At 36.0% G+C, this 16433-nt stretch carries 15 protein-coding genes; 11 read left to right on the forward strand and 4 right to left on the reverse strand.

What is annotated here, in order from left to right; translation table 11 throughout:
* The first annotated feature begins 31 nt into the window (after nucleotides 1-31).
* Both ACZZZI_RS08210 and ACZZZI_RS08215 read left to right on the forward strand, forming a co-directional pair.
* The gene (locus tag ACZZZI_RS08210) at nucleotides 32-535 is read left to right on the forward strand and encodes a DUF5684 domain-containing protein (RefSeq protein WP_316762853.1); all 504 of its coding nucleotides are present in this window, start codon (nucleotides 32-34) and stop codon (nucleotides 533-535) included.
* Complete coding sequence (locus tag ACZZZI_RS08215) at nucleotides 535-870, forward strand: DUF2752 domain-containing protein (protein WP_463489139.1); 336 nt, start codon at nucleotides 535-537, stop codon at nucleotides 868-870. Before ACZZZI_RS08210 ends, ACZZZI_RS08215 begins: the two co-directional genes overlap by 1 nt.
* On the opposite strand, the gene ACZZZI_RS08220 is transcribed toward ACZZZI_RS08215, so the two are convergent.
* On the reverse strand, nucleotides 867-1607 hold the full coding sequence (locus ACZZZI_RS08220; RefSeq protein ID WP_463489140.1) for an RDD family protein: 741 nt from the start codon (nucleotides 1605-1607) through the stop codon (nucleotides 867-869). The genes ACZZZI_RS08215 and ACZZZI_RS08220 overlap by 4 nt on opposite strands.
* A gap of 196 nt (nucleotides 1608-1803) precedes the next feature.
* Here ACZZZI_RS08220 and ACZZZI_RS08225 point away from each other — a divergent pair, with 196 nt between their 5' ends.
* The 6 genes from ACZZZI_RS08225 (at nucleotide 1804) to ACZZZI_RS08250 (ending at nucleotide 7939) form a co-directional block, all read left to right on the forward strand.
* On the forward strand, nucleotides 1804-2751 hold the full coding sequence (locus ACZZZI_RS08225) for a stage II sporulation protein M (RefSeq protein ID WP_463489141.1): 948 nt from the start codon (nucleotides 1804-1806) through the stop codon (nucleotides 2749-2751).
* 5 nt (nucleotides 2752-2756) lie between these two features.
* Complete coding sequence (locus ACZZZI_RS08230) at nucleotides 2757-3641, forward strand: hypothetical protein (protein WP_316762864.1); 885 nt, start codon at nucleotides 2757-2759, stop codon at nucleotides 3639-3641.
* Between the two features lies 1 nt (nucleotide 3642).
* The gene (locus ACZZZI_RS08235; RefSeq protein ID WP_463489142.1) at nucleotides 3643-4368 is read left to right on the forward strand and encodes a DUF4129 domain-containing protein; all 726 of its coding nucleotides are present in this window, start codon (nucleotides 3643-3645) and stop codon (nucleotides 4366-4368) included.
* Complete coding sequence (locus ACZZZI_RS08240; protein ID WP_463489143.1) at nucleotides 4365-5558, forward strand: DUF4350 domain-containing protein; 1194 nt, start codon at nucleotides 4365-4367, stop codon at nucleotides 5556-5558. Before ACZZZI_RS08235 ends, ACZZZI_RS08240 begins: the two co-directional genes overlap by 4 nt.
* Nucleotides 5539-6516 carry an AAA family ATPase gene (locus tag ACZZZI_RS08245; protein ID WP_463489144.1) on the forward strand — a complete coding sequence of 326 codons (978 nt, stop codon included), beginning with the start codon at nucleotides 5539-5541 and terminating at the stop codon, nucleotides 6514-6516. Before ACZZZI_RS08240 ends, ACZZZI_RS08245 begins: the two co-directional genes overlap by 20 nt.
* Before the next feature lie 76 nt (nucleotides 6517-6592).
* Nucleotides 6593-7939 carry a DUF58 domain-containing protein gene (locus ACZZZI_RS08250; protein ID WP_463489145.1) on the forward strand — a complete coding sequence of 449 codons (1347 nt, stop codon included), beginning with the start codon at nucleotides 6593-6595 and terminating at the stop codon, nucleotides 7937-7939.
* A gap of 43 nt (nucleotides 7940-7982) precedes the next feature.
* Here ACZZZI_RS08250 and ACZZZI_RS08255 read toward each other — a convergent pair whose 3' ends face one another.
* Both ACZZZI_RS08255 and ACZZZI_RS08260 read right to left on the reverse strand, forming a co-directional pair.
* A complete protein-coding gene (locus ACZZZI_RS08255; protein ID WP_463489146.1) occupies nucleotides 7983-9041 on the reverse strand; it encodes a nucleoid-associated protein in 1059 nt (352 codons plus the stop codon).
* A gap of 215 nt (nucleotides 9042-9256) precedes the next feature.
* Nucleotides 9257-9823 (reverse strand): TlpA family protein disulfide reductase, encoded by a 567-nt coding sequence (locus tag ACZZZI_RS08260; protein ID WP_463489147.1) that lies wholly within the window; start codon nucleotides 9821-9823, stop codon nucleotides 9257-9259.
* An 85-nt stretch (nucleotides 9824-9908) separates the two neighbouring features.
* Here ACZZZI_RS08260 and ACZZZI_RS08265 point away from each other — a divergent pair, with 85 nt between their 5' ends.
* From ACZZZI_RS08265 to ACZZZI_RS08275, 3 genes are all read left to right on the forward strand, one after another.
* Entirely contained in the window at nucleotides 9909-10241 is a 333-nt protein-coding gene (locus tag ACZZZI_RS08265) for a hypothetical protein (protein ID WP_344769761.1), read from the forward strand.
* A 122-nt stretch (nucleotides 10242-10363) separates the two neighbouring features.
* Nucleotides 10364-12679, forward strand: a complete 2316-nt coding sequence (locus tag ACZZZI_RS08270; protein WP_463489148.1) for a TonB-dependent receptor — start codon at nucleotides 10364-10366, stop codon at nucleotides 12677-12679.
* Between the two features lie 153 nt (nucleotides 12680-12832).
* Nucleotides 12833-14284 carry an IS1182 family transposase gene (locus ACZZZI_RS08275; protein ID WP_463489149.1) on the forward strand — a complete coding sequence of 484 codons (1452 nt, stop codon included), beginning with the start codon at nucleotides 12833-12835 and terminating at the stop codon, nucleotides 14282-14284.
* Nucleotides 14285-14744: 460 nt separating this feature from the next.
* Here the strand turns inward: ACZZZI_RS08275 and ACZZZI_RS08280 are convergent, their stop codons facing one another.
* On the reverse strand, nucleotides 14745-16424 hold the full coding sequence (locus tag ACZZZI_RS08280) for a dihydrolipoamide acetyltransferase family protein (protein ID WP_463489150.1): 1680 nt from the start codon (nucleotides 16422-16424) through the stop codon (nucleotides 14745-14747).
* Nucleotides 16425-16433 lie beyond the last annotated feature (9 nt).

Raw genomic sequence — 16433 nt, forward strand, 5'->3', positions numbered from 1 at the left:
TTAACTATTTAAATTAATTAAAACTAAAACTATGGACGATTATCAATCATCAGCTGGCTCAGGTGCGCTTGCCGCATTCATTGGGGCTTATTTTCTTTTTATCTTGGTCATTTGGGTCATCAGTGTGGCTGGAATGTGGAAAACATTTGAAAAAGCAGGTAAGCCTGGTTGGGCCGCAATTATCCCTATCTATAATATCATTATCATGTTAGAAATTGTTGGAAAACCAATGATTTGGATATTGTGGCTCCTTCTGCCGTGCACAAATTTTGTTTTTGGAATATGGCTAATAAATTTGATGAGTAAAAGTTATGGAAAATCAGAAGGTTTTACAATCGGGCTTATATTTCTAAGTTTTATTTTCTGGCCAATTCTAGGTTTTGGAGATGCTAAATATTTAGGCCCCTCAGCTGCAGAAGCGCAAAACAATGGCTTTGGAAATAACCCTTTCAATAATCCAAATAATCAATTTGGAAATCAAAACAATCCATTTAATAACCCGAACGACACGCCTCCAACTCCGCCTGTAGTTTAATGTTATCGATAATATTATCTTATTTTTTTTGCAGCTTAATCAATTTTATTGATTGGCTGCAAAATCATTTATTACCATGCCCTTTTAAAGCTTTAACAGGCATTGATTGTCCTGGCTGTGGATTTCAAAGGTCGTTAATTGCATTCTTTCAGGGCGATTTTAACAAAAGCTGGTCTTTGTATCCACCAACCGTTCCTTTATTAATACTCTTCATTACGGCGGGATTATTTTACAAATTCCCAATTAAAAATCAAGCAATTGTATTTAAAGTGCTAGTAATTACCGTTGGAAATTTTGTTGTGTTTGCATACCTCTATAAAATGTTTATTCTTTAAGCATCCATCTGAGCCGTTAAGTGGTTATAATCTTTCATCACGGTTTCTAAAAACTGTAATTCGTTCATCCCCGCTGGTATAACAATCGCAATGTGTTCTTTGATTTTCGTTGCCATACTATAAATTAAATCTGTATTTCCCGTTTGATAAAATCCACTTAAAACTTCGAAAATAAGCTCGGCATCTCGATCGTTTAGGTGTAATACTTCTTTAAAAACAGGCTGGTAATCATCAGGCAAGGCAAATCCGAACGCAACCTGATCTATCTTCGTTCTTGGTACAGTTTTAATCAATGTTGTTTTTGCCAGCATATCTCCAATTCGTTGGTGGTTTTTTGATACCGCCACACAAACCAGTGCAACAAGTCCCCATCCGAATATAAATCCAAAATCTATCACTCTAAAAATCCAGCGCATCATGTATTGTCCAAAAGTGGGCTGGCCTCCATCTAAACTAATTACCTTTATTTTCATGATTTTTTTACCAAAGGTTTGTCCATCCATAGTCAGCTCGCAAACCAGATCATAAAACACAAAAATCACCAGAAAAATAATAATTAACACAACGCCTAAAGTGCCCGAATTCCTAAATGAAGCAATCATAAGAATTAATACGACAATGTACAGGACAGCGAAACCAGCCAGATCAATCAATCGGGCAACGATTCGCTCGCCTAGGCCAGCTACTTCATAATCAATATCTACGTTTTGAGCGGTGCTAACTCTGATGGTTTCCATATTTCAAACATAATTTTTTTTAACCATAAAGATATTATCTGACCTTTAAAAAAATTAAGCCACACAGTAAAGGGGCTTTTCTTGTCCATGAATTTATTAAGAAGCCAGAAAGCGTTTCCTTTTTTATCTTTTACAACCATTTTTTTGTATCCAGAAAAAATTAAACTATTTTAACCCAGGATTAGAATAATCATTAATGAGAGAAGCCTTATTTGTAAAACAGAATACAGAAAAGTGGAAACGCTTTAATGAACTGCAAGAGGCAAATCCAGATGAATTAGCTGATAGATTTGTAGAAATAACCAACGACCTGGCTTATTCTAAAACTTTTTATCCAAACTCAAAAACCACAGCTTACCTAAACGGCTTGGCATCAAAACTTCACCGATCTGTTTATAAAAACAAGAAAGAAAAATCGAACAGATTCGTTCATTTTTGGAGAACGGAATTACCTCTACTGTTTTTAGAACATAAAAAACAGGTAATTTATGCCCTCGCCTTTTTCTTAGTTTCTTGTGCTATTGGTGCTATATCTGCAAAATACGACGATACTTTTATTAGGTTAATTTTAGGCGATGGATATGTAAACATGACAAATGACAATATTTCTAAAGGAGATCCATTTGGTGTTTATAAGCAAGAAAACCCAGTGTTAATGTTCGTACAAATTGGCGCCAATAATATATTTGTTGCTATTTATACCTTCGTTTTAGGGATAATCTTTTCTTTTGGTTCTATTGTATCGCTTTTCAGAAATGGCGTAATGCTTGGCTCTTTTCAATATTTCTTTTTCAGTAAGGGTTTAGGTCTTCAATCTGTTTTGGTTATTTGGATTCATGGGACTTTAGAAATATCAGCAATAGTTTTAGCTGGCGCAGCAGGTTTAGTTTTAGGAAACAGCATGCTATTCCCAAAAACTTATACCCGTAAAGCTTCTATTTTAAAGGGTGCAAAAGATGGTTTAAAAATTGTGTTGGGTCTCGTTCCAATTTTTATTATTGCTGCGTTTTTCGAAAGTTTTATCACCCGACATACAGAAATGCCAATGTGGTTAAGTGGCTTTATTTTACTAGCTTCAGCAGCCTTTATAATTTGGTATGTATTTATCTATCCAGTTAAAATCTATAAAAAAACACTCATCTAAATACTATGCTCTTAAAAATTGAATTTAAAAAAATCAGAGATTTTGGTCAAATTATAAATGATACCTTCACTTTTATTCGTCAGAATTTTAAGCCCCTGGTAAAAAATTACTTTATTTTTTGTGGGCTTTTTGTTTTAGGCGGAATGCTTTCTATGCTTTTACAGCAGTACAAGGCTGTTAACATAATTAATAACATAGGTGCTTCGGGCAAAAACCCTTTTGGGTTTGGCGGCATATATGGCTTAGAGTATTTTCTCGCCATTCTATTTTCGTTCGCAGGTTATGCAAGTACAACCGTTTTCGCGTTATCCTATATCGCCATTTATGTGCAAAAAGGAAATGAAACGCCAACTACTGATGAGGTTTGGGGTTATTTTAAACACTACTTTTTCAGGGTTTTTGGCAGTTCATTACTTTTAACATTATTACTTATTGTTGCCTTTTTGTTTTGTTTGGTGCCTGGTTTCTGGCTTTTTCCGTTTATTACGATAACCTTCCCCATTATGGTTATCGAAAACGGAAGTTTAGCTTATTCATTTAGCCGTAGTTTTAAAATTGTTAAAGATAATTTCTGGTTAACTTTTGGCACCTTATTCATCATCTGGATTATCGTATATGCGTGTATGTCGCTGGTGGTATTGCCAACAACAATATTTAGTATGATTGGCATATTTTCGCATAGCGGAAAACCTCAAATGTCGTTAGTATTTACAATGCTCAGTACGGTGCTTCAATACCTTTGTCAGGTTTGTACAATAATCCCGATTGTAACCATTACCTTATCTTATTTCAGCTTGGTAGAGCAGAAAGAAAGTGCGGGTTTAATGGAGCGTATTTCTAATTTTGGCACAACAGAAAAACCAGCTGATACAAGACCAGAAGAATATTAGGATGACCAAATTTATCTTTAAATTATCTGTGGTATTTTGTTTGCTTTTTGCATCGTTAAATACCTATGCTCAAAATTTAAAGACTGCAGTAAAATACCCGATTAATATCGACAGCAGCAAAATAACGCCTGCCAAATTTAATAAGGCAGCAATAGAAGCTTATGCCGAGCAGCCAGCGTTTCAATACGATATTGCCCAAATAAAGGATTTATCTTTGTGGGATCGTTTTTGGATGTGGTTTTGGCAAATGATAGGCGATTTATTTCAAGGCGCAGCCTCAAACCCTTTATCCAAATATTTCTTTATTGGCTTGGGTGTAGCCATTCTGGTTTACATCATCATAAAAATAATAGGGGCAGATAACATCTTCAGCAAAAAATCAAAAGAGATTGTGCTGCCCTATGATATTTTGAACGAGAATATCCATGAGATCGATTACGAAACCGAAATTACAAAACTGATCGACCAGGGAAAATATCGCTTAGCGGTTCGGCTATTATATTTACGCACGTTAAAAAAGCTAACCGATGCAGAACTTATTCAATGGCAGCCAGAAAAAACCAATTACAACTATTTAACAGAAATCAGTAAACCCGAAATCAAAACGGAATTTAGTCAGTTAACTCATCAATTCGATTACATCTGGTATGGAGATTTCCCTATTGATGCGCAAACTTTTGAACCCATAAATCAATCTTTTAACCATTTTAATTCGCAAATTAAATGAGGGGGTATAAGATTTATTTTGCCTTTGGAGTTATTATGATAATGATTTATCTGGTTGCTCAATTTAATAAACCCATTCCAACCGATTGGTCGGCATCCTACCTCAAAAAAGATAAAATTCCTTATGGAACATTTATTTTATACAACCGACTGAAAGATATAAGTCCAAAGGCAAGTGTTAAAAATTCTAATCTTCCGTTTTACAACACAGTAAAAGATAAAGGTTTTAAAAATAGTGCTTACTTAATTATTTCGCCAAAGGTTAACATTACTAAAACAGATTTCGAACAGTTAAAAAAATACATGTTCGAAGGGAATAGCGTTTTTATTGCGACTTATGATTTAGGCAAATACCTTCGGGATGTTTTAAAACTCGATTTATCGGTGAAATTTTCTGGCGATGGCAGCTCGGTTAATTTTACAAACCCAAATCTTAAAACCGTTGTAAATTATGGCTTTGATAAAGGTATAGGTAATCATTATTTCAATAAGATAGATAAAACCAAGGCAATCATTTTGGGTGTAAACTCGAACAGCGACCCAAATTTCGTCAAATATAATTACGGTAAGGGTTCGCTTTATTTAATTGCAGGCCCGGGTTTCTACAGCAATTTTAACCTACTGGATAAATATGGAGCAGAATACGCTGCAAAAACGCTAAGCTATCTGCAAAATTCGGAAACTATAATTTACGACGAATATTCGACTATTATAAAAACTGACGAGAAAGACATGCTCAGGGTTTTCTTTAAACACCCTGAACTTAAATATGCTTATTACCTCGGTATTTTTAGCTTATTGTTATTTGTTTTTTACGACATTAAACGCATGCAGCGAATTATTCCAATAGCCGATCCTTACACCAATGCATCTGTAGCTTTCGCCAACGTAGTTGGAAGTGTGTATTATCATGAAAGAAACAATCTGGATATTGCACATAAGAAAATAAACTATTTTATGGAGCATTTGCGGACGCGATACTACCTTAAAACCAATGAAATTGATAGCAATTTCGCAGAAATACTAAGATTAAAAACAGGTATAAACGAACCAATGGCTAAAAACATAACCAGGTATTTTATGCAAATACCTTTGGCAAATAGTTTTAGCGATGGCGAATTAATTAACCTAAACGATATTATAGAACAATTTTATAAAAATACTAAACCTAATGGAGCAGGAACAATTTAACCAACGCACGGATTTAAGTGCTTTGAATGAAGCCGTAACCCAAATCAGAACCGTACTTGGTAATATCATCATCGGGCAAAAACAAGTAATCGACTTTTTAATAGTTGGCTTACTTGCCGATGGACATATTTTGATTGAGGGTGTACCTGGAGTGGCTAAAACTTTAAGTGCAAAATTATTGGCAAAATCAATCGATGCACAGTTTTCGAGGGTACAATTTACGCCCGATTTAATGCCATCTGATGTTTTAGGAACACCGATTTTCAATACTAAAACTGGAGATTTCGAATTTAGAAAAGGCCCTATTTTTGGCAATATAATTTTGGTTGATGAAATTAACCGTGCGCCTGCAAAAACGCAATCTGCCCTATTCGAAGTTATGGAAGAGCGTCAGGTTACTATTGATGGTACAACTTATCAAATGGATGAACCTTTTATGGTTTTAGCCACGCAAAACCCAATTGAGCAGGAAGGAACTTACCGTTTACCAGAAGCACAGTTAGATCGGTTTCTTTTCAAAATTGAAGTAAAATACCCATCTCTGGAAGAGGAAACAGAAATATTAATAGCTCAGCACACCTTAGTTAACAAAACGTTATTAAACGATGTTAAACCTGTACTTTCTGTTCAACAAATTCAATCGGCCAGAAGTATTATTCGTGGCTTATTTGTAGAGCCAAAACTGCTTGAGTTTATTGCCAAAATTGTAAACGAAACCAGAAATAATTCTTCTCTTTACTTAGGTGCTTCGCCAAGGGCCTCGCTTGCTATTGTTCACAGTGCAAAAGCTCTAGCAGCCATTCAAAACCGCGATTTCGTAACCCCAGATGATATTATTACCGTCGCAGTTCCTGTTTTAGCACACCGTATTATTTTATCGCCAGAAAAGGAAATGGAAGGATTAACAACTACAGATGTGGTAAACCAGATTATTAAAAGAACAGAAATTCCTAGATAAAACCGTTAACAATTTAAAAAAAATCATAATAAACCTGTCATCCTGAACCTATCGGAGGATAAAAAACATTAAACAATTGAAAAAAATATTTCAGCAATATTATACCAACTTATTTTTAACCGACCGCTTATTTATGGCGTTGGCTTGTTGTGTTTTGCTTTTTATTTTGAAGTTCTTTTTTAGCTGGTTAGGCGAAATTCCCGAAATAGCTACAGGAGTTATTTTTGTTTTATTAATATTGGATGTTTTCATTCTTTACCGAAATAAAAGTGGCATCGAAGCGCAGCGGTTAACGGGAAAAAGATTAAGCAATGGCGATGAAAACCCGATACAAATTGAAATAAAAAATAAATATGGTTTTAGCGTTAAACTTCGGGTAATTGATGAAGTTCCTTTTCAATTTCAACTTCGCGATAAGGATTTTAGACTATCGCTAAAACCTGCCGATATTAAATCCATTCACTACAATTTAAGGCCAACAAAACGTGGCGAATATGATTTTGGTTTTATAAGAGTTTACACTGGATCTCCGTTAGGCCTCGTTAATAGAAGATATAATTTCGACGGCGCTAAAATCCTTCCCGTTTATCCTTCTTTCATTAATTTAGGTCAGTACGAATTAATGGCAATTTCTCGTAACCTTACGGAGCTTGGCATAAAAAAAATCAGAAAAATTGGTCAAAGCTCCGAGTTCGATCAAATTAAACATTATGTTGGTGGGGACGATATTCGCACCATAAACTGGAAAGCAACCGCACGAAAAGGCGACTTGATGGTAAATACCTATACCGATGAACGTTCGCAAAATGTTTATTGCATTGTCGATAAATCGCGTGTAATGCGCATGCCTTTCGAAGGATTAAGCTTGTTAGATTATGCGATCAATGCAAGTGTCGCATTATCGAAGGTTGCCATGCTTAAACAGGATAAAGCAGGTTTAATTACCCTATCCGAAACAATAGGCTCGATAGTTCCTGCCGATCGGAAAGCATCTCAGCTTGGCCACATCATTCGGGTTTTATATAAAGAAAAAACGCGCTACCTGGAGAGTAATATGGAGGCTTTATACAGCACCGTAAGAAACCTAATTAAACAAAGAAGTTTGGTTGTTTTTTTTACCAACTTCGAAAGTTTATCTGCGCTGCAAAGGCAAATCCCTTACTTAAAAAGGATTTCAAAATATCATTTGCTTGTTGTTGTATTTTTTGAAAACACAGAATTAAAAAGTCTTAGCACCGAACCAGCAAAAGATGTAGAAGGTATTTATCATAAAACTGTTGCCGAGAAATTTATTTACGAAAAAAAGCTAATGGTACTCGAACTGAATAAATACGGTATAATTTCCATACTAACCTCCCCACAAAAACTAACTATCAATGTGGTTAACCAATACCTGGCATTAAAGGCTCAACAGAAAATTTAAAACGAGTTATTAGCATAAAATCGGCAGTTCGCAAACAATTAAATTATTCTTCCTCTCTGAAATAAACCTTATAAAAATTCATTGATTTATCATCATCATAACCTTTTTCAATCATATCCTTATTGCCATGAATATAAATATGAAAATTCTTATCAAGCTTTAAAACACTTTTGTAAGCTCGTGCTTGTTTTTTTACTGCCGATTCTGCTATTTCAAAATTATCGGCAATCGGACTTTCGAATTCCTGTTCGTAATTTTTCTTATAATTTTTAAAAGATTCAATTCCCTCTGCATTGCCTATAACCTCGTTGCCAAATTCTTCAATATCAAAAGTTTCTTTCTCCTTAAAATATTTCATCGAACGGTTAAGCAAATCAATTTTATCTGCTTTGCTTATTTCATAGTCATCATCTAGTTTTTGGGTAACAAAATTCTTGTAAACACCCAAAACATTATTGGTTTGATTGTAGCTATCGTTTCTGATTTTTAGCTTTAAAAACTCATCCTTCCAGTAAACAGCACTTTCATTACTACTCTTCGCCTGGTCCAAAACCACAACTTTGTAACCCTCTTCCCGATCAACATTAAAAATCAAACAACCCTTATCCAATTTATTAATGCTTATCGCCTCCTGCTCATAACTCACACCAAAACCATCCAATTCTGGGTACACTTTTAGGTAAGTATCTTTAGTCTCCGACTTGAAAATACCAATAACATCCAACTGCTCCCCTTCAATCTGCACCTTTTCAAAATAAGCCACATACAATTCACCAGATTTAATTTTCGGGTGGTTAGCTACATCATATAGATATTTTGCTAATTGTTGAGAATCCTCGTGAAAAAGTTCATTATTTTCAAAAATCTCGTGTGCAAAATGGAAAACTTCGTTCAGCTGCAAGTTATCGTTAGGGTGGTAAAAACGATAGACTTCGTTAACTTTCTCAAATGGCTTTAAGAAATACTGTATTAGCAAATTACCCAATAATTCATCCTCAATTTTCAAAGGCTCATCAGATAGTTTATAATATTCTTCCAGTAATTTATTCCCAGTATGGTGTATAGAAAGTTGCTTTAACGAAGCTTCGAAAAATGAAATCATAGCGGCAAAAGTAACGAATAAATTAACTTTTTACCTTGTGTAGATTAACTTTATAAATCTATTTTTAGAAAAGCAAATGCAGTAATTCTTTGGTTTTACCAGCCCTGCTAACACTACAAGCCCCGAGAAAAAATCGGGGGCTTTTCGCTAATATCAGGTTTAGATTACCCAATCAGTGCTAATTTGTTAAATAAAACAAACGTCTAGCATTATGCTTAAATCTTTAGTTTGTTCAAAAAATCAACAAACTTTTTGTTTGAATAGTTGGCGATGCCTTCATGCATAAAAGATATGCGGCCTTGTTTATCAAAAATTACAGTAGTTGGTAACGCACCAGAAAAAATCTGCTCAGGGATCTCACTTTCTACCTTATAAACTGGCATATCAAATTTTCTGTTTGTCATAAATTTACCTGATTTAATTAAATCTCCATCGGCATCAGCAAAAATGAAAATAACATTTGGATCGTTTTTAAACTGAGTATAAAGCTTATTTATTGATGGCATTTCAGCTATGCATGGTGGACACCAGGTTGCCCAGAAATTTAAAAAAATCACTTTACCTTTTAATTCACCCAAATCAACTAATTCGCCTTTAACATTTTTAAATTTTATGCCCGATAGGTTACCAACTTCTATTTTTGTTGCCTTAACCTCCGGCGAATAAAACCCGATTTCCATTAATCCTTTTAAAAAGAATGCTTTTGCATCGGGTACAAAAACAATTAATAAAAGAACTGCAATAAATAAAGTATTGAATATGTTTTTTTTAATGAATTTCATGCTAAATATCATTTTATCATCACTATAAAAGCAATGTTACCTTGCAAAGGTATATAATTGCATACTAATCGCTACTTTTGAAACATTGAAAAAGCACAGGCAAAATATTAACCGTTTATGTTCAGCATTAATGCTGATGGTTTTTGCAATTGCTTTAACACCCTGGAATCTATTACATCATCACCAACCCGTTCCAGTTATTACCAAAGAAGTTAATTGTAAACATTTAAGTCATGTTCAGGCACACGCCGATAATTGCTTAATTTGTAATGCAGGCTTCGAAAAAAACTACGTTCAAACACATCATCTTTATAAAATATATCTTTCAGCAAAAACATTTAGTCAGGTTAGTCCTGTTCTTAAAAGTTTTTATACTGAAATTAAGCGCACATCTTTACGCGGTCCTCCTTTAGCTTAATTTTTTCAGCTTAGAGCACTTTCTGTGCTAAATTAAATTTTATTTATTTATGAGATACTTGAGCATGGCAGCTATTTGTGCCTAGGCTTTTGTTATTTCTAGCTATTCAAAACACGCAAATCATGAAAAAATTACAGCTTATAGGCTTCGTAATTCTATATACATTATTAAGTACAACTGCTTTTGCAAATGTGCTTAAAGACATAAAAGGTAAGGTTATAGATGCTGGTAACAAGCAAACCTTACCTGGCGCAACCATATTTATTCCCGATTTAAAAGTAACTGCCGTTACCAATGGCGATGGAGAATTTACTTTAAGCAATCTTCCATCAAAAGGAAGTTATTTAGTTGAAGTGCATTTTATTGGTTACAAAACAGCTACACAAGTTGTAAACTTTGCAACCGCAGCTGGCTTAGAATTCGCATTGCAATCTACCGCAATCGAAACTAAAGAAGTCGTAATTACGGGTAGTTTAATCAGTAGTACAAGCAAAAGAAACAGCGCTTCATCGGCAGTGGTTGGTAAAGACCAGCTTCTCCAACCATCAACAAATTTAATTGATGCACTAACTAAAATACCTGGTGTTTCGCAGATTACTACTGGACCATCGATTTCTAAGCCAGTGATTAGAGGTTTAGGGTATAACCGTATTGTAACTTTAGATGACGGTATAAAGCAACAAGGACAGCAATGGGGTGATGAACACGGCATTGAAATTGATCAGTTTAAATCGGATAGAATTGAGGTTTTACGTGGAGCAGCATCTTTAATGTATGGCTCTGATGCGCTAGGTGGTGTGATCAATTTATTGGAGCCAAGCTCCGCTCCAGAAGGGCAAGTTAAAGGTGAATTTATTTCCAATTACTCTACAAATAATGGCCTTACTGCAAACTCACTAATGTTAAATGGTAACGAAAATGGTTTTGTGTGGAGAGCTCGTGGAACTTACAAAAACGCCTATTCCTTTAAAACACCAACAGGTTATTTCCCAAATTCTGGTTTTAATGAAACCGATTTAAGCGGAATGGTTGGGTTAAATAAAAGCTGGGGTTATACGCACTTAAACGTATCGAGTTTCCGTAATAACATTGGCTTTTACGAACCAACTTTAGATGCAAATGGAAATTTTGTTAAAGAAGACGGCGAAGCGTTTATTACATCGGATTATAAAAACAGAGATTTAGATTATCCTCGCCAGGATATCAGACACTTTAAAATTGCTTTAAATAATAATTTTGTTTTAGGAAACGGCAATTTAAAGGCTGATTTCGGTTATCAGCAAAATCAACGTCGTGAATTAGAGGATGGGCCAGAACCGTCATTATTTTTCGATCTTAAAACGTACAATGCAGATTTAAAATATTACATCCACGAAACCAACGGATGGCAACCTGTTTTTGGTATTAGTGCCGATGCAGGCAAAAGCCAGAACAAAGGAATTGAATATTTAATTCCTGATTATAATACTTACGGAATTGGCGTTTTTGCCTTCGCAAAGAAAAACTGGGATAACAACACTTTTAGCATTGGTGCTCGTTACGATTATCGCAAGAACAATGGAAAGCAATTATTTATAGATGGCGATGAGTTATTTGCTCCATTTCAAAACAAGTTTTCGAATGTGAGTGGTGCGTTAGGTTTTACACATCAGTTTAACGAAGAGTGGAATTTTAAAGCAAATGCAGGTTCTGCCTTCCGTGCGCCAAATCCAGCCGAATTAGCTTCGAATGGTGTGCATGAGGGTACTTATCGTTACGAAATTGGAAACTCAAACCTAAGTCCTGAGCGTAGTTATCAGGTTGATGCTGCATTAGAATATGAGGGCAAAATTGTGAGTGCTAGCGCAAGTATTTACAACAATTATGTACATAACTTTATTTATGCTTCAAATAATGGCGAAACCATTACGGCAGAAGGCGATTTATATCCAGTTTACCGTTACGGACAGGTTAATGCAAACCTTTACGGAGCCGAAGCGAGTTTAACCATTCACCCAGTTTCGTTTATTCATTTCGAAAATACTTTTGGCTACGTTCATGCGCAAAACAGTACTTTAAACCGACCTTTAGCGTTTATCCCAGCAGCAACATTAAGAAACGAATTACGCTTTGAGCCAAAGTTAAAAGGCACTAATGATGCTTATTTATCGGTAGGTATTAATTCTGCCTTTAAGCAAACACGTGTTGATGATGTTTTTGAAACGCCAACAAGCGGTTATACTTTACTTAACGCAGGTATTGGTGCAACTTTTAATTTAGGCAAGCAACCAATTAAACTATCTGTTTCTGGAAACAACTTATTAAATCAGAAATATTATGATGCTTTAAGCAGGTTTAAACCTGGTCGTTTTGATTACGAAAACCCGAATTTGGGTGTTTACAATACTGGTAGAAATATCACCTTCGGTTTATATGTACCGTTTACTTTGGTAAAATAAGCGAGGAAAATCGTCCCCCTTAATAACAAAAAGCTGGCAGTGAATAACGAGGGCACTGAAAAAGTCCCTTGTTAAAATGGGATAAAAGGAGTAGAGAACTAGTTTTTCTACTCCTTTTTTTGTATCTTAAAGGTGTATTATTATTGCTTTTAGATGCTTCTTCAACAACAAAAAATCCAGTTTAGCGAGTTTTCCAGGCTTTATGACCTGATTGTTCCCAAAGAGAACTTACTGCGCAAGATTAATGAGCTTATAGATTTTGGCTTTATATATGATGAGCTTTTGGATAGATACTGCACGGACAACGGGCGTAATGCTGAGAGTCCAGTACGCATGTTCAAATACCTACTTTTGAAAACCATATTCACCGTTTCAGATGTTGATGTCGTAGAGCGTTCCCGCTATGATATGTCCTTCAAATATTTCCTGGAGATGTCCCCAGAAGAAGATGTGATCAATTCAAGCTCATTGACCAAGTTCAGAAAGCTCCGCCTTAAGGATATGGATCTTTTAAACCTTCTAATTGGCAAAACTGTTTCCCTGGCCTTGGAAAAAGGCATTATTAAATCCAGGTCCATCATTGTCGATGCGACGCATTCACTTTCCAGATCCAATCCATATTCACCTATTGAAGTGCTCAGGCAACGCTCGAAACTGCTTCGAAAAGCAGTGTATCTAATGGATGATGACTTCAAGGGGCAGATGCCTGAGAAAAATGATTCAAATGATATCCTTAAAGAAATAGAATACTGCAAGGAGTTACAAAAACTTATCGAGTCTGATGAAGCATTAAGTGAAATCCCTGCTGTGAAAGAGAAGCTAAACCTCTTAAAGGAAACAGTGGAAGATACCCGGGAGAGTTATGTGATATCCAAAGATATGGATGCCAAGGTTGGTCATAAAACAGCTGACAGCAGTTTTTTTGGTTACAAAACTCATTTGGCAATGACAGAGGAACGTATCATAACGGCCGCTGTTGTTACCTCCGGGGAGAAAGGCGATGGTCCTGAGCTGCCAAAATTATTGAACCAGACACAGGCCAACGGAATGGAGGTTGATACTATCATAGGTGATGCAGCCTATGCCGGCAAGAACAACCTCAAGCTTAAGGATTTGAACGGAAATAAGATTAAGATCGTTGCCAGGATGAACCCTGCTATTACTCATGGTACTAGAAAAGAGGAAGAAAAGTTTGATTACAACAAAGACGCTGATATGTTCGTATGCCCTGCAGGGCACCTGGCCATGTATAAACGGGTGCAGGGCAAAAAGGTAGATAAGAGCAATCAGGTTATGACCTATTATTTCGATATCGAAAAATGCAAAGTATGCCCGCTAAAGGATGGCTGCTACAAAGCAGAAGCCAAAAGCAGGACGTACTCGGTTGCAATAAAACCAGATGAGCACAAAGAGCAGGAGATGTTCCAACAAAGCGAGTACTTCAGGGAAAAGTCAAAACACAGATATAAAATTGAGGCGAAAAATAGTGAATTGAAAAATGTGCATGGATATGACAGAGCAAATTCCTATGGCCTTGAAAACATGAGAATGCAAGGTGCACTTACGATATTCGTAGTAAATCTAAAAAGAATACTAAAATTCTAAAACGGGATCATTATTACCAAAAAAAACATGCCAAAAAGGGCTATAAAACACTGAAATTCCTCGAGAGAACTTGATGAATTGGAATCAGTAAAAAATATAAAAACACTCAAAAAACAAAAAGCGGATGGAGATCTTATGACCTACTCATCCGCTAATCTTTTTATAGACCATTTTGAGTCTACTTTTTCAGTGCCCTCGTGAATAACTGCTGGCTTTTTTTATGTTACTAATTAATTTTCACGCAGATCAATGATTCTCAAATATTTTATTCATCAGCAACTAAAGTTAATATTTAAGCTTTTCAAATTCGATTTTCTCTGCGAATTCGGCGTAAATCTTCGGGAGATTTTATTTAGGATAACTGTTAAACTAAAAAAGCCATTTCTTTTCAGAAATGGCTTAAATATTATTAAAAATCCTTCAGCATGGCTCAACGCAAGCCAGTTCAGGATAACTCATACTATGCTAATAATCTAATTGGCTCTTCTAATAAACCTTTTAACGTTTGTAAGAATTGTGCTCCAGTTGCACCATCAACAACGCGGTGATCGCAACCTAAAGTCAATTTCATAACGTTACCAGGTACAACAGCACCATTTTTAACTACAGGAACAGCTTGAATTGCACCTACTGATAAAATTGCACCATCAGGAGAGTTAATAATTGATGTAAACTCATCAATACCAAACATACCTAAGTTAGAAACGGTGAAAGTAGAACCTTCCCAATCTGCAGGCTGTAATTTTTTAGCTTTTGCTTTACCACCGAAATCTTTTACCTCAGCAGAGATGTGGGATAAAGATTTACCATCAGCAAAACGCACAACAGGTACTAATAAACCATCTTCAACAGCCATAGCAACACCAATGTTAGTATGCTCATTGAAACGGATTTTATCGCCACCCCATGATGAGTTAACAGCTGGGTGTTTTTTCAATGCAACAGCAACTGCTTTTATTACTAAATCATTAAATGAAACCTTAACAGGAGCAACTGCATTGATTGCTGTACGAGCGGCCATTGCGTTGTCCATATCAATACTTACCGTTAAGTAGAAATGTGGAGCACTAAATAAACTTTCAGCTAAACGTTTTGCAATTACTTTACGCATTTGCGAAACAGGTTGCTCAGTAAATTTCACTTCACCAACAAAAGTTGGGATAACTGGGGCGGCAGCTGGGCTACCAGTGCTTTCAGCTTTAGGCTTTCCACTTTCTGCTTGCGCAGCAGCTGGTTTATAGTTTTCAATATCTTTTTTAATGATACGACCACCTTCTGCACTACCTGCAACTTGCGATAAATCGATCCCTTTATCTTTAGCTATTTTTTTAGCCAAAGGAGATGCTTTTACGCGGCTATCAGATGATGATGAGCTTTCTGCTACAGGAGCAGATGAACCTGCATCAGCAGTTGTAGCTTGCTTTTCCTCTTTCGGAGCTTCAGTTTTTTCTTCGCTTTCAGCCTTAGGCTTTGAGCTTTGAGCTCCCCCCGCTAAAATACCACTAACGTCAGTTCCTTCTGGACCAACAATAGCAATAATGCCGTTTACTTTAGCTGCCGAACCTTTTTCTACACCGATGTGTAATAAAGTTCCAGTTGCATAACCCATAACTTCCATAGTTGCCTTATCGGTTTCTACATCAGCTAAAACATCATCATCTTTAACTTTATCGCCAACTTTTTTATGCCATTCAGCAATAACGCCTTCAGTCATCGTATCGCTTAACAAAGGCATGCGTATAACCGTAACACCTTTTGAAGCTAATTCTTCTTCGCTTAAACCACCACCTTGTGCAGGTGCAGCTTCTTCTTTTTTATCTTCAGCCTTAGGCGCATCAGTGCTTTCAGCCTTTGGAGCTTCAGCACCTTTTTCAGCTTCTAATGCTGCTTTGTAATCTTCGCCTTCTTTACCAATAACGGCCATAATAGCATCAACTGGTACAGCTGTTCCTTCTTCCACACCTACGTATAAAAGAACGCCATCCCAATAAGATTCCATATCCATTGTTGCTTTATCAGTTTCTACTTCTGCTAAAACATCGCCGCTTTTCACTTTATCGCCTACTTTTTTGTGCCACTTCGCCAAAACCCCTTCGGTCATGGTGTCGCTCATTTTGGGCATTTTAATTACATCAGCCATTATATCTAA

The organism is Pedobacter sp. AC190 (assembly GCF_979258025.1).